The organism is Knoellia sp. B-D-2 (assembly GCF_057714695.1).
In genome coordinates this window covers 1,517,682-1,531,276 of record NZ_CM173189.1, presented here as the reverse complement: position 1 = coordinate 1,531,276, position 13,595 = coordinate 1,517,682, and the positions used below count along the sequence as shown (strand labels likewise).

General features: G+C 71.4%; 14 protein-coding genes. 7 read left to right on the top strand and 7 right to left on the bottom strand.

What is annotated here, in order from left to right; translation table 11 throughout:
• Positions 1–3: 3 nt before the first annotated feature.
• The 4 genes from AC3EU2_RS07335 to AC3EU2_RS07320 form a co-directional block, all read right to left on the bottom strand.
• Entirely contained in the window at positions 4–546 is a 543-nt protein-coding gene (locus AC3EU2_RS07335; protein ID WP_488179056.1) for an FHA domain-containing protein FhaB/FipA, read from the bottom strand.
• A gap of 19 nt (positions 547–565) precedes the next feature.
• Positions 566–1,480: an FHA domain-containing protein gene (locus AC3EU2_RS07330; RefSeq protein ID WP_488179055.1), complete on the bottom strand. Its 915-nt coding sequence runs from the start codon at positions 1,478–1,480 to the stop codon at positions 566–568.
• A gap of 160 nt (positions 1,481–1,640) precedes the next feature.
• Positions 1,641–2,432: a 3-oxoadipate enol-lactonase gene (gene pcaD, locus AC3EU2_RS07325; protein ID WP_488179054.1), complete on the bottom strand. Its 792-nt coding sequence runs from the start codon at positions 2,430–2,432 to the stop codon at positions 1,641–1,643.
• Positions 2,432–3,652 carry an acetyl-CoA C-acetyltransferase gene (locus AC3EU2_RS07320; protein WP_488179053.1) on the bottom strand — a complete coding sequence of 407 codons (1,221 nt, stop codon included), beginning with the start codon at positions 3,650–3,652 and terminating at the stop codon, positions 2,432–2,434. The genes pcaD and AC3EU2_RS07320 overlap by 1 nt, the downstream gene beginning before the upstream one ends.
• Before the next feature lie 107 nt (positions 3,653–3,759).
• Between AC3EU2_RS07320 and AC3EU2_RS07315 the strand changes: the two genes are divergently transcribed.
• From AC3EU2_RS07315 to AC3EU2_RS07290, 6 genes are all read left to right on the top strand, one after another.
• Positions 3,760–4,662: a LysR substrate-binding domain-containing protein gene (locus AC3EU2_RS07315; RefSeq protein ID WP_488179052.1), complete on the top strand. Its 903-nt coding sequence runs from the start codon at positions 3,760–3,762 to the stop codon at positions 4,660–4,662.
• A gap of 301 nt (positions 4,663–4,963) precedes the next feature.
• Positions 4,964–6,067, top strand: coding sequence for a mandelate racemase/muconate lactonizing enzyme family protein (locus tag AC3EU2_RS07310; RefSeq protein ID WP_488179051.1), 1,104 nt, complete (start codon positions 4,964–4,966; stop codon positions 6,065–6,067).
• Positions 6,068–6,117: 50 nt separating this feature from the next.
• Positions 6,118–6,996, top strand: a complete 879-nt coding sequence (gene catA / locus AC3EU2_RS07305; protein ID WP_488179050.1) for a catechol 1,2-dioxygenase — start codon at positions 6,118–6,120, stop codon at positions 6,994–6,996.
• 19 nt (positions 6,997–7,015) lie between these two features.
• Complete coding sequence (locus tag AC3EU2_RS07300) at positions 7,016–7,336, top strand: muconolactone Delta-isomerase (RefSeq protein ID WP_488179049.1); 321 nt, start codon at positions 7,016–7,018, stop codon at positions 7,334–7,336.
• Positions 7,287–7,958, top strand: coding sequence for a 3-oxoacid CoA-transferase subunit A (locus tag AC3EU2_RS07295; protein ID WP_488179048.1), 672 nt, complete (start codon positions 7,287–7,289; stop codon positions 7,956–7,958). Before AC3EU2_RS07300 ends, AC3EU2_RS07295 begins: the two co-directional genes overlap by 50 nt.
• Entirely contained in the window at positions 7,955–8,650 is a 696-nt protein-coding gene (locus AC3EU2_RS07290; RefSeq protein WP_488179047.1) for a 3-oxoacid CoA-transferase subunit B, read from the top strand. The genes AC3EU2_RS07295 and AC3EU2_RS07290 overlap by 4 nt, the downstream gene beginning before the upstream one ends.
• A gap of 45 nt (positions 8,651–8,695) precedes the next feature.
• On the opposite strand, the gene AC3EU2_RS07285 is transcribed toward AC3EU2_RS07290, so the two are convergent.
• A complete protein-coding gene (locus AC3EU2_RS07285) occupies positions 8,696–9,301 on the bottom strand; it encodes a DoxX family protein (protein WP_488179046.1) in 606 nt (201 codons plus the stop codon).
• A gap of 147 nt (positions 9,302–9,448) precedes the next feature.
• A complete protein-coding gene (locus AC3EU2_RS07280) occupies positions 9,449–9,958 on the bottom strand; it encodes a DUF4188 domain-containing protein (protein WP_488179045.1) in 510 nt (169 codons plus the stop codon).
• 108 nt (positions 9,959–10,066) lie between these two features.
• Here AC3EU2_RS07280 and AC3EU2_RS07275 point away from each other — a divergent pair, with 108 nt between their 5' ends.
• The gene (locus tag AC3EU2_RS07275) at positions 10,067–10,696 is read left to right on the top strand and encodes a MerR family transcriptional regulator (protein WP_488179044.1); all 630 of its coding nucleotides are present in this window, start codon (positions 10,067–10,069) and stop codon (positions 10,694–10,696) included.
• Positions 10,697–11,058: 362 nt separating this feature from the next.
• Here the strand turns inward: AC3EU2_RS07275 and AC3EU2_RS07270 are convergent, their stop codons facing one another.
• A complete protein-coding gene (locus AC3EU2_RS07270; RefSeq protein WP_488179043.1) occupies positions 11,059–13,563 on the bottom strand; it encodes a phosphoketolase family protein in 2,505 nt (834 codons plus the stop codon).
• Positions 13,564–13,595: the final 32 nt, after the last annotated feature.

Sequence of the window (13,595 nt, the reverse complement as noted above, 5' to 3'; positions counted from 1 at the left end):
GCGCTACCTCCGCAGCTCGACGACGGTCGTGCCGAAGCGGATCTCGGTGCCGGCCGTGACCGGGGTGGGGGTGCTGAGGCGCAGGGGGCCGATGAAGGTGCCGTTGGTGGAGCCGAGGTCCTCGACGACCCAACCCTCCGGACCCTTGTAGATGCGGGCGTGCCGACCGGAGGCGAAGTCGTCGTCGAGCACGAGGGCCGACTCGGGGCTGCGCCCGATGAGGATGCCCGCCTCGCGCAACGGCAGGCTCGTCCCGGCGAGCGGTCCGCTCGTGACCCGCAGGTGGCTGGGCTCGCGGTCGGGCGAGCGGGTCGTGAACCGGCGGGCGGCGGGGCGGGGCACCGGACGCTGCTCGGCGGGGACGGCGGCCGGGCTGGCGCCGCGCGCGGCCGGGCGCGGGGTCGCGGCCCGCGGGGGCGCCGTCCGACGAGGAGTCACCTGGGTCCCGTAGAGGTCACCGCGGAGCACGCCGACGACGGCGATGACGAACGCCCACAGGGCGACGAGCAGGCCCAGGCGCATGATGGTGATGGTGATCTCAGTCACAACGTGGCCCTCACTCCTGTCATCGGCGGCCGGCGCGGTAGGTCACCGAGGTGCGGCCCACCGTGACCCGGTCACCGCTCGCGAGGTGCTCGGTGGTGATCCGCTCGCCGTTGACGAACGTGCCGTTCGTGGAGCCGAGGTCGCGGATGGTCGCGACCGTGTGAGGGCCGTCCTGGGTCACGCGGATCTCGCTGTGCCGGCGCGAGATCCCGGGGTCGTCGAGGATGATGTCGGCGCTGTCGTCGCGGCCGAGGACGGTGATCGCCCCCATGAGCGGGTAGCGCTCGCCGTCGACGTCGAGCCACGGCCGGTCGGCCGGGTTGGTGCGCCGCTTCACCGCCGGCGGCTTCGCCGGTCGGTATGCCGCGGTCTCACCGAGCTCGTCCTCGTCCACCGCGCGCTCGGCCGGCCGCGTGCGCGCCCGCTCCGGGGCGGCGGGTGCGGGGGTCGGCACGGGGACGGCGGGTGCGGGGGCTGCGGCGGGCGAGTCACCGGCATACGCGTCCGGTCGGGGGGACCGGCGCACGGACTGGTGCTGGCCGGTCGTCCCGGTGGCGCGGGGGCGCTTCGCGGTGCTGGGGCGGATGCGGAAGACGCCGGTCTCGAGCTCGTCGTCCTCGTCGAAGAGGATGTCGATCGGGCCGCCCGGCTGGTAGTGCTGGCTGTCGGCGTGCTCCTCTGCGGCGGCGATGAGCTCGTTCTCGAGCTCGACGCCGTGGTCGGTGAGGCGCTCGTAGTCGGTCTCGCTCAGCTCGATCGTGAAGACGTTGGGGACGAGGCTGCGCCCCTTGCCGGCGGTCGCGGCGCGGTCGTCCATGGCGCGCCGGATGGCGCTCGCGATCTCGACGGGCTGCACCTCGGAGCGGAACGCCTTGGCGAAGACGCCGTTGACGGCGCGCTCGAGCTTGCCCTCCATGCGGTCGAACAGGCCCATCGCTCGCCTCCTTCGCTCGTCGGTCCTGGTGTCAGTCGCTCCGGCCGATGCTATCTGCCGGGGCTGTGGTGACTCGTGAGGAGACGCGAGTCGAGAGGTCACGACACCCCGGATGCGCACACGGCATACGGGGTGTCGTGACCACTCGACGGGTCCAGCGTCAGGCGGGGTGGGCCAGCCCGAGGTGCTCGAGGATGGCCGGGGTGATCGTCCGCGGCTGCTCGTCGTTGGCGAGGTGCGCGGACCGCGGGACGACGAGCAGGCGCCCGTCCTGCACCGAGTCCGCGATGAGCCGCAGGTGCGGAGGTGGGGTTGCCGGGTCGTCGGCTCCGGCGATGGCCAGGGTGGGAGCGGAGATCGAGGGCAGGTCGGGCCGCAGGTCCATGCCGGCGATGGCCTCGCAGCAGCCGGCGTAGCCCTCGGGCGGGGTGGCGCTGACCGTTGCGACGGCGGCCGCGACGCGCTCGGTCTCGGAGGCCCGGAACGCGTCGGTGTACCAGCGGGCGACCACGGCGTCCGCCACGGCCGCGCTGCCCCGCGACCGCACCGTCGCGGCCCGGTCGAGCCAGCCCTGGGTCGGCTCGAGCCGGGGCGAGGTGCAGAGGACGACGAGCCGGTCGACCCGCTGCGGGTTCCGTGCGGCGAGCCGCATCCCGGTCATGCCCCCGAGCGAGAGCCCGACGACGTGTGCCCGCTCGAGCCCGAGCCGGTCGAGGAGGGCGACGACGTCGTCGGCGAGGTCGTCGATCGAGTAGGGCCCGTCCGGCACCGGCGACGCACCGTGGCCGCGGGTGTCGTAGCGGACGACCTGGGCCACCCGGCTCAGCTGCTCCACCTGCGCGTCCCACATCGCCGTCGTGGCGCCGAGGGAGTTCGACAGGACGACGCTCGGGGCGTCCGCGGGCAGCGACGGGTCACGGTCGATGCGGTGGGCGACCTCGATCGCTCCCATCAGGAGACCGACTCGAAGACGGCGGCGAGGCCCTGGCCGCCGCCGATGCACATGGTCTCGAGGCCGTAGCTCCCGTCGCGACGCCGCAGCTCGTGCGCCATCGTCGCGAGGATCCGTCCGCCGGTGGCCCCGACGGGGTGGCCGAGGGAGATGCCGGACCCGTTGACGTTGACCCGCTCCACCTCGGCGTCGGTGAGGCCCCACTCGCGGACGACGGCGAGGACCTGGGAGGCGAAGGCCTCGTTGAGCTCGATGAGGTCGAGGTCGGCGAACGCCAGACCCGCACGCTCCAGCGCCGCCCGCGCTGACGGGACCGGACCGATGCCCATGAGCTCAGGCTCGACACCGGACACGGCCCACGAGCGGAGCCGCAGCATCGGGTCGAGCCCGCGCCGCTCCGCCTCGGCTCGGGTCGTCACGACACACATCGCGGCGCCGTCGTTCTGCCCGCTGGCGTTGCCGGCCGTGACGGTGGCGTCGGGGTCGCTCCTGCCGAGGATTGGTCGCAGGCCGGCGAGGGCCTCGGCCGTCGTCTCGGGGCGGGGGTGCTCGTCGACCGCCACGGTGACGGTCTCACCGCGCTTGGCCGGCACGGTCACCGGGACGATCTCGTCGTCGAACCGCCCGGCCGCGGCGGCTGCCGCCGTGGCCTGCTGCGAGCGCAGGGCCCACGCGTCCTGGTCCTCGCGGCTGACGGCATACCTCGCCCTGACGTTCTCGGCGGTCTCGAGCATCCCGCCGGGGATGGGGTGGTCGCGGCCGCCGGCGGTGACGCGCGCCCGGGCCAGCCGGTCCATGAGCTGGACCCCGTCCCCGCGGACCCCCGTGCGCAGCCCGAGGGCGTAGTGCTCGACCTGGGACATCGACTCGACGCCCCCGGCGACGACCGTCGTGGCCCCGCCCGACGCGACCTGGAGCACGGCGTAGATGACCGCCTGCAGGCCCGACCCGCAGCGACGGTCGACCTGCACGCCGGGGACGCCGGCGCCGAGACCGGCGTCGAGGGCGGCGATCCGGCCGATCGCCGGGGCCTCGCCGCTCGGGTAGCACTGGCCGAGGATGACGTCGTCGACGTCACCCGGGCCCAGACCGGTGCGCCCGGCGAGCTCGCGCAGGAGCCCGCTCGCGAGGTCGGCGGCCGAGAGGGACGCGAGGGCGCCACCGAACCGGCCCACCGGGGTGCGCAGCGGGGAGCAGATGACGACGTCGTCGAGGGTCATGCTCGCCAGCGTAGGGTCGCTCGATCGATACGTGCCAATACCCATTCCGCCTCCACTGGGACGTCAGAAGTCTGGACATGAGCCCGGTCGAGGCATACCGTCCGAGCATGGAGCTCCGTCACCTGCGTTATTTCGTCGCCGTCGCCGAGGAGCTGCACTTCGGCCGGGCCGCGCAGCGCCTGCACATGGCGCAGCCGCCGCTCTCGCAGCAGATCAAGCAGCTCGAGGCCGAGATCGGGGTGCAGCTCCTCACGAGGTCGACGCGGCGGGTCGACCTCACCCCGGCCGGCGAGCGCTACCTCGACCGGGCCCGGGCCGTGCTCGCCGCCGTCGACGACGCCGGCGACGAGGCGCAGCGGGTGGCGGCCGGCGAGGTCGGCCGGGTGGCGCTGGGGCTCATCGGCTCGGCGACCTACGAGCTGCTGCCCACGATCGTCCCGGCCCTGCGGGAACGGTGCCCCGACATCGTGCTCGACCTGCACGGCGAGCTCCTCACGCCCGCGCAGGAGGAGGGCCTGCGCGACGGCACGCTCGACATCTGCATCCTGCGGCCCCCTGTGCGCGACCCGGGTTTCCGCGTGCGCGTCCTGCGGCGGGAGCCGCTCATCGCCGTGCTGCCCGCGGCCCACCCCCTCGCCGAGCGGGCGAGCATCCGGCTCGAGGACCTGCGCGACGAGCCGTTCATCACCTACCCGTCCCGCCACCGCTCGGTCGTCCACGACTCGATCTTCGACGCCTGCCAGCGCGCGGGCTTCGTGCCCCAGGTCGTGCAGGAGGTGAGCGAGACCTCGACCCTCGTCGTCTTCGTCGCCGCCGGGCTCGGGGTCGCCCTCGTCCCCGAACCGGTGCGCCACCTCACCATCACCGGCGCGGTCTACCGACCTCTCGAGGGCGCACCGTCGTCGGTCGAGCTCGCGGTGGCGACCCGGGGCGACGAGAGGTCGCCGCACGTCCTGCGGATCCTCGGCGCCCTCCGCTCCCTCCTCTCCCCCGCCACCACGACCGACTGATTGCGCACGGCGTTCCCCAAACCCCGACTGATTGCCCGCGGCGTTCCCCGAACCCCGACTGATTGCCCGCAGCGTTCCGCGAACGTGGCTCGTCGGGCGCCCGCCCGTTCCTGTGGCGCAATCAGTCGGTCAACAGCGGCCTGTGGCGCAATAAGTCGGGGGTGTGGGGACGGCATACGGGGATTGGGGTTGAGAGGCGCAGGCTCTCAATGGGGACGAAGTGTGTCCTTCACACGGCATGGTGGAGCGAGCAGACTTCGAGGACCCGGACAACGGCGCCGGCTGATCCCCTGGAGCTCACGTGAAGATCACCGCAGTCGAGGCGATCCCCTACGCGATCCCCTACCGCAAGCCCCTGCGCTTCGCGAGCGGCGAGATCCTCGCCGCCGAGCACGTCCTCGTCCGGGTCCACACCGACGACGGTCTCGTCGGGAACGCCGACGCCCCGCCGCGCCCGTTCACCTACGGCGAGACCCAGGCGTCGGTCACCTCGGTCATCCGGGACCGCTTCGCCCCGGCGATCCAGGGCCTCGGCATCCTCGAGCGCGAGGTCGTCCACGCACGGCTGAACCGCACCGTCGCCAACCCCGTCGCCAAGGCGGCCATCGACATGGCCGTCTGGGACGTCATCGGCCAGTCGCTGGGCGTCTCGGTGAGCGAGCTGCTCGGCGGCTTCACCGACCGGCTCCGGGTCTCGCACATGGTCGGGTTCGCCCCGCCGGCGCAGATGGTCGCCGAGGCCGAGCGGATCCGCGACGAGTACGGCATCACGACGTTCAAGGTCAAGGTCGGCCGCGACCCGTTCACCGACGACGTCGCCGCCGTCCGCGCCCTGCGCGAGGCGCTCGGACCCGACGTCGAGCTCTACATCGACGGCAACCGCGGCTGGACCGCCCGTGACGCCGCGCGGGCGCTGCGCCAGATGGCCGACCTCGACCTCACCTTCGCCGAGGAGCTGACCGACGCCGACGACGTGCTCGGCCGTCGCTGGCTCGTCTCGCAGAGCACGATCCCGATGTTCGCCGACGAGAGCGTGGCCCGCCCCGGCGAGGTCACCCGCGAGCTGCTCGGCGGCTCGGCCAACGGCATCAGCATCAAGACCTCGCGCACCGGCTTCACGACCAGCCAGCGCATCGTCGGCCTCTGCGAGGGGCTCGGTGTCGACGTCGTCATCGGCAACCAGATCGACACCCAGATCGGCTCGCTGTGCGCGGCGGCGTTCGGCGCGGCGTTCCCGAGCACCGCCCGCCGACCCGCCGAGCTGTCGAACTTCCTCGACCAGACCGACGACCTGCTCGCCGAGCCGCTCGTGATCTCGCAGGGCTCCCTCCGGGTGCGCCAGGGCGTCGGCCTCGGCATCGAGGTCGACGAGGACAAGCTCGCCCACTACCGCAAGGACATCTGAACTCCTCCCCACCGACGGCAACGACGCCGTCACCGATGAAAGGCAGTCCCATGAACTCCCAGACCTCCGAGACCCACCAGCTCGACGAGACGGACGCCAAGGCCGCCGTCACCGGCGCCGACGCGACCCGCTACTTCAAGGAGAAGGAGAAGTCCGGCGGGGCCATCGACCAGGAGCGCGTCTCCACCGTCGCCGGGGCCGCGCTCAAGGCCCTCCACGACGTCATCCGGGAGCACGACGTCACCTACGACGAGTACGACGCCCTCAAGGCGTGGCTCATCCAGGTCGGGGAGGACGGCGAGTGGCCGCTGTTCCTCGACGTCTTCGTCGAGCACGTCGTCGAGGAGACGGTCAACAAGGAGCGCAACGGCACCAAGGGCAGCATCGAGGGTCCGTTCTACGTCCCGAACTCCCCGAACCTCGGCGCCGAGGGCACCCTGCCGCAGCGGGACGACGAGCCCGGCACCCCGCTCGACTTCGGCGGCGTTGTCCGGTCCGTCGACGGCACGCCGCTCGTCGGCGCGACGGTGGAGCTGTGGCACGCGGACGACCTCGGCTTCTACAGCCAGTTCGCCCCCGCCCTGCCCGAGTGGAACCTCCGGGGCAGCTTCACCACCGGTGACGACGGTCGCTTCATGGCGCACACGGTCCAGCCCGCGCCCTACCAGATCCCCCACGACGGGGCCACGGGCGCGATCATCGCCGCGGCCGGCTGGCACGCCTGGCGCCCCGCCCACCTGCACCTCAAGGTCGCGGCGCCGGGACACCAGACGATCACGACGCAGCTCTACTTCGAGGGCGGCGAGTACCTCGACTCCGACATCGCCTCGGCCACCAAGCCCGAGCTGATCCTGTCGCCGACGGCCAAGGCCGACGGCACGGGGGCCGAGGTCACCTACGACTTCACCCTCGACCTCGACAGGGCCTGACGTGCTGTATGCCGTGACGATGGATATCGACATCCCGCGCGACCTCGACGAGGACGTGCGAACCGAGACGCTCGCCCGCGAGAAGGCGTACAGCCAGGACCTCCAACACGGCGGTGAGTGGGTGAGCATCTGGCGGCTGCCGGGCCGGTACGCGAACCTCAGCATCTTCGACGTTGCCAGTCACGACCGGCTGCACGAGATCCTGTGGAACCTGCCGCTCTTCCCGTTCATGCAGATCGACGTCCACCCCTTGCTCAGCACCCGTCGGCGCTGGCACCGGACGACCGCTGATGGTCGACTTCGTCGCGACGGCGGCCGAGGCCGTCGCCGGGGTCGGTGACGGCGCGACCGTCATGGTCGGCGGCTTCGGCGCCGCGGGTCAGCCGGTCGAGCTCATCGACGCGCTCATCGAGAGCGGGGCCCGGGACCTCGTCATCGTCAACAACAACGCCGGTAACGGTGACTTCGGGCTCGCGGCCCTCATCCGCGAGGGCCGTGTGCGCAAGGTCGTCTGCTCGTTCCCCCGCCAGAGCGACTCGTGGCACTTCGACGAGAAGTACCGGGCGGGCGAGATCGAGCTCGAGCTCGTCGCCCAGGGCAACCTCGCCGAGCGGATCCGCGCGGCCGGGGCGGGAATCGGCGGGTTCTTCACGCCGACGGGCTACGGCACGCTCCTGGCCGAGGGCAAGGAGGTCCGCGAGATCGACGGACGCCACTACGTGCTCGAGCTGCCGCTGCGCGCCGACGTCGCCCTCGTCAAGGCGCACGTCGCCGACGAGGCCGGCAACCTCACCTACCGCAAGACCGCCCGGAACTTCGGCCCGATCATGGCGGCAGCGGCGACGACGACGGTGGTCCAGGTGGCCGAGGTCGTGCCCGTCGGCGGCCTCGACCCCGAGAACGTCGTCACCCCGGCGATCTACGTCGACCGGGTCGTGCGAGTGACCGGAGAAGGACGGTGACCACCGGCGCAGGAACGGCCGACACGCGGCAGCCGGCACACGGCACCCCGCTCGACAAGGACGGCATCGCCGCGAAGGTGGCCGCGGACATCCCCGACGGCGCGTTCGTCAACCTCGGGATCGGGCTGCCGACCACCGTCTCCAACCACCTCGACCCCGCGGCGGGGATCACCCTCCACACCGAGAACGGGATGCTGGGGATGGGTCCCGAGGCGCAGGGCGACGAGGTCGACCCCGACCTCATCAACGCCGGCAAGATCCCCGTCACCGAGCTGCCGGGGGCGTCCTACTTCCACCACGCCGACTCGTTCGCGATGATGCGCGGCGGCCACCTCGACATCTGCGTGCTCGGCGCCTACCAGGTCTCGGCGACCGGAGACCTCGCGAACTGGCACACGGGACGGCCCGAGGACATCCCCGCCGTCGGGGGCGCCATGGACCTCGCGCTCGGCGCGAAGGAGACGTTCGTCATGATGACGCTCCTCGCTCGCGACGGCACGCCGAAGCTGGTGCCGGAGTGCACCTTCCCGCTCACCGGCGTGGCCTGCGTCTCGCGGGTCTACACCGACCTCGCGACGTTCGTCCTCACCACGGTGGGGGTCGAGGTGCGCGAGCTGTTCGGGATCTCGTTCACCGACCTCCAAGAACTGCTCGACGTCCCCCTGGTCGACGGCAGGCCCGTCCGGGCATGAGTCGACCGCCGCACCGGAGGGGATGCGGCGGCCGGGTTCAGGGGGTCAGCGAAGGATGCTGTCGTTGCCGACGATCCTGCTCCACCAGCGACCGAGGCCGAGCTTGTCACCGGAGAAGGTGTAGGCGAGGACGATGAGTCCCAGCGCCTCGATCCAGTGGCTGTCGAAGATCGGGTTGGTGAAGCCCTCGCCGTCGCGGCCGATGGGGAACTCCGCGAAGTACATGAGGGCCATGAGCAGGGTGCCACCCCAGGCGGCGATCTTCATGCCCGCTCCTGCGAGGAACGCGACGCCGATGCCGAGCAGGCCGAACATGAACAGCCAGTCCCAGACACCGCCGGCGAAGTTGGCGAAGAAGTCACCGAAGGGACCTTCGACGACCGCCGGGTTCTTCGTGAGGAAGCCCGTGGTCGGGGATCCGCCGTCGATCCAGGCGTTCTCGGCCGGCGTGCCGTAGCCGAGGCCGAAGAGCTTGTCGAGGAAGGGCCAGAGGAAGGTGAAGCCCAGTACGTAGCGCAGGGCGACGAGCGCCCAGCGGGCGACCGGGTTGCGGACCACGTCCTCCATGTGGGTGATGCCGTCGGCATCGTGCGAGTGCGTGCGGGTCGTGTCGATGCCCCGGACCGCCTCGGTGTGCTTGGTGGTTGCCATGGTGTCTACCTCCAAATTGGTAGGTGGTCGGGGGGACGTTCCCTCCGGTACCTACGACGTTAGGTGCACTGCGAGAGATGCGGATGGGACCTATGTCCTGACTTGCGAGGGCACCTCGGTGACCTGCATCACCGCCCTCGCGACCGGTCAGGCCACGCGCGAACCGAGCCGCTCGCGGGCGCTGCGACCGCGGCGCTCGAGCGGCACCGTCCCGACGACCCCGCCGAGGCCGATCCCCTCGGCGCCGCCGTAGATCGTCTCCACCTCGCCCGCGCGGACGGCATACGTCTCGTGCCAGATGCCGACGGCTCCGGGACTCTTCCGAACCGCCTGGTTGAAGGCCCGCCAGGCCGGGAGGTGGGCGTGATCGGTTGCGCTGGCGTAGGCGTAGAGCTGCTCGGTCGAGCGCCACCACTGGACGACGAGCGGCCCTCTCGCGCCGGCATACTGACGCGCCCCGAGGAAGCCGAGGTCCTCCGCCTTACCCCGGGCGGCGGCGGCCTTGTTGCGCTCCAGCTCGGCCAGCATCCTCGGCATCGCGGTGAAGACCGGCATCCACAGGTCGGGTCGGTGGAGCCTGCGGAAGGTCATGCCGATGTGGAAGACGACGAGGTCGCCGTCGTAGGTGTGGGTGGTGCGGGTGTACGGCGCGGACATGTCGCTCCTCTGGGATAGTGAAACTATCTGATACTCGACCAGTTTGGGGAGCGCTACTATCCAATGTCAAGGGATTCCCGTGACGAACCGAGATCCAGGAGGTATGCCGTGCGGCTGGCCGAGCTGTCCGACGCCACCGGTGTCGCCGTCGCGACGTTGAAGTACTACCAGCGCGAGGGGCTGCTGCACCCGGGTCGGGCGCTGTCCCGGACGCAGGCGGACTACGACGTGACGCACGTCGACCGGGTGCGCCTCGTCCGGGCGCTCACCGAGGTCGGGGGGATGTCCCTCGCGCGCGTCAAGCGGGTGGTCGACGTCCTCACCTCCCCGGGCGAGGACCGGCTGCACGTGCTCGAGGCCGCGCAGCGGACCCTCGCCGGGGACGGGACCGGGGGCCCTGCGTGCGACGACGTCGTCGTTCCGCGAGGTCGGGTCCACGAGTGGATGGACCGGCGCGGATGGGAGGTCGACCCCGCGGACCCGTTCATCGAGGACCTCGAGCGCGCCTGGGCCGCCTGCGACTCCGTCGGCATCGGGCTGGACGAGGAGCGGTTGGACCGCTACGCCGACCACATGGAGGGAGTGGCGGAGGTCGACGTGCGGTCGGTGCCCAGCGAGCCGGAGGCCGCCGTGCGCCACGTCGTCCTCGGCACCGTCCTCGTCGACCCGGTCCTCGTGGCCCTGCGCCGGCTCGCGCAGCAGCACGTCTCCCGCACGATCGAGCACACCCGCGCCTGACCTTTCCCCGCGCCCGGAGCCTGACCCGTCCCCGCGCCCGGAGCCTGACCCGACCCCCGGTCCGCCAAGCGCCCCACCCCCGACTCATTGCGCACACCGCCCAGCCCAGCCCAGCCCGGCAGCGGGCCGGGCCTGTTCCTCATGCGCAATAAGTCGGGGCAGGGTGAGCCGGTCTCCTCGGTCCGCCAAGCGCCCCAACCCCGACTTATTGCGCACACCGCCCAGGCCCGATTGATCGCGCACCACGGCCAGCCCAGCCCGGCGGCGGGGGATCAGGACCCAGTTCCTCTGCGCAACACGTCGAGAGGAGGGAAGGCCGGATCTGTTCCTGTGGGGCAATCAGTCGGGGGGAGAAGAGACGGTCACTCGTTGTCGCCGCCGGTCTCCGCGACCCGGGTCGCGTTCGGGCCACCCTCGGCGGCCCCGGTCTCGCCCGCGTCGGACCAGACCCAGTCCCGCACCTCCGGGAGGTCCTCACCGTGGGTGATGGCATAGGCCCGCGCCTCGAAGCGCTTGTCCTGCATGCGTTGCCGCAGCCCTGCCGCGCGTGACCCGAGGCTCGGCACGCGGTCGATGACGTCGATGACGAGGTGGTAGCGGTCGAGGTCGTTGAGCATCACCATGTCGAAGGGGGTCGTCGTCGTCCCCTCCTCCTTGTAGCCGCGCACGTGGAGGTTCTCGTGCCCGGTGCGGCGGTAGGTCAGGCGGTGGATGAGCCAGGGGTAGCCGTGGTAGGCGAAGATCACCGGCTTGTCCGGCGTGAAGATGGTGTCGAAGTCGCGGCTGCTCAGCCCGTGCGGGTGCTCGAACTCGTCCTGCAGGCGCATGAGGTCGACGACGTTGACGACACGCACGCGCAGCTCGGGAAGGTTCTCCCGCAACAGGTGCACGGCGGCCATGACCTCGACGGTGGGGACGTCGCCGGCACAGGCGAGGACGACGTCACACTCCGCCGACGCGCCCTCGGTGCCGGCCCACTCCCAGATGCCGAGGCCGCGAGTGCAGTGCATGATCGCCTCGTCCATCGGGAGCCACGTCGGCCCGGGCTGCTTGCCGGCGACGACGACGTTGACGTACTGGTCCGAGCGCAGCAGGTGGTCCCACGTCGACAGCAGGGTGTTGGCGTCCGGCGGCAGGTACACCCGGATGATGTCGGCCTTCTTGTTGACGACGTGGTCGATGAAGCCGGGGTCCTGGTGGCTGAAGCCGTTGTGGTCCTGGCGCCACACGTGCGAGCTGAGGAGGTAGTTGAGCGAAGCGATCGGGCTGCGCCACTCGATGTGGTTGGTGACCTTGAGCCACTTGGCGTGCTGGTTGAACATCGAGTCGACGAGGTGGATGAACGCCTCGTAGCTGCTCATCATCCCGTGCCGCCCGGTGAGCAGGTAGCCCTCGAGCCAGCCCTGGCACTGGTGCTCGCTGAGCATCTCGAGGACCTTGCCCACCCGGGCCATGGGCTCGCCCTCGTCCAACGGCTCGTATGCCGCGTTCCACTGCTTCGGGGTGACGTCGAAGACCCCGCCCAGCCGGTTCGACGCGGTCTCGTCGGGCCCGAAGATGCGGAAGTTGTCGGGGTTGGCGCGCATCACCTCGGCGAGCCAGTTGCCGAGGACGCGGGTGGCCTCGGCCATGGTGCCGCCGGGCACGTCGACCGGCACCGCGAAGTCACGGAAGTCGGGCAGCCGGAGTGGACGCTTGAGGAGTCCGCCGTTGGCATGGCGGTTCGCCCCCATCCGCAGCTCACCCTCGGGAGCCAGCGACGCGATGTCCTCGTCGAGCCGGCCGTCCTCGTCGAAGAGCTCGTGGGCGGCATACGACTGGAGCCAGTCCTCGAGGTTCTGCAGGTGCTCGTCGGTGTCGCGGGCGCTCGCGAGCGGCACCTGGTGGCTGCGCCAGTGCCCCTCGGTCACCTTGCCGTCGATGGTCTTGGGACCGGTCCAGCCCTTGGGGTGCTCGAAGACGATCATCGGCCAGCGGGGCCGCTCGACCTCGTCGGCGCCGACGCGCGCCGCCTCGGCCTTGATCGCGGCGATGTGGTCCATGACCTCGTCGAGCAGCTCGGCGAAGCGGCGGTGGTAGGCCTCGGGCGCCTCGTCGTCGAACCCGGCCTTGAAGAAGTACGGCGTGTGGCCGTAGCCGACCATGAGCGACTCGAGCTCGTCGTGGCTGATCCGGGCGAGGACGGTCGGGTTGGCGATCTTGTAGCCGTTGAGGTGGAGGACCGGCAGCACCACACCGTCGGTGGCGGGGTTGGCGAACTTGTTGGCGTGCCAGCTCGTCGCGAGCGGGCCGGTCTCGGCCTCGCCGTCGCCGACGACGGCGAAGACGAGGAGGCCGGGGTTGTCCAGCGCCGCCCCGTACGCGTGCGAGAGGGCGTAGCCGAGCTCGCCACCCTCGTGGATGGAGCCGGGGGTCTCCGGGGCGACGTGCGAGGGGATGCCGCCGGGGAAGCTGAACTGCTTGAACAGCCGCTTGATGCCGGGCTCGTCCGGCGTGATGTCGTGGTAGGTCTCGCTGTACGTGCCCTCGAGGTAGGTGTTGGCCACCAGCCCCGGGCCGCCGTGGCCCGGCCCGGTGATGTAGATCGTCGGCTGCTTGCGCTCGTCGATGACCCGGTTGAGGTGGGCGTAGAGGAAGTTGAGGCCGGGCGTCGTGCCCCAGTGGCCGAGCAGGCGCGGTTTGACGTGGTCCCGGTGCAGCGGCTCGCGCAGCAGCGGGTTGTCCAGCAGGTAGATCTGGCCCACGGAGAGGTAGTTCGCCGCCCGCCACCAGCGGTGGATGCGGTCGACGGTGGCGGCGTCGAGCTCGCCGGCGCCGCTGTCCTCCCGTGCCCGCCAGAGGGGGGTGGGGTCGGGCCTGGAGCTCATCCTGCGGGTCCTCTCGTGGGGCGGACACACCT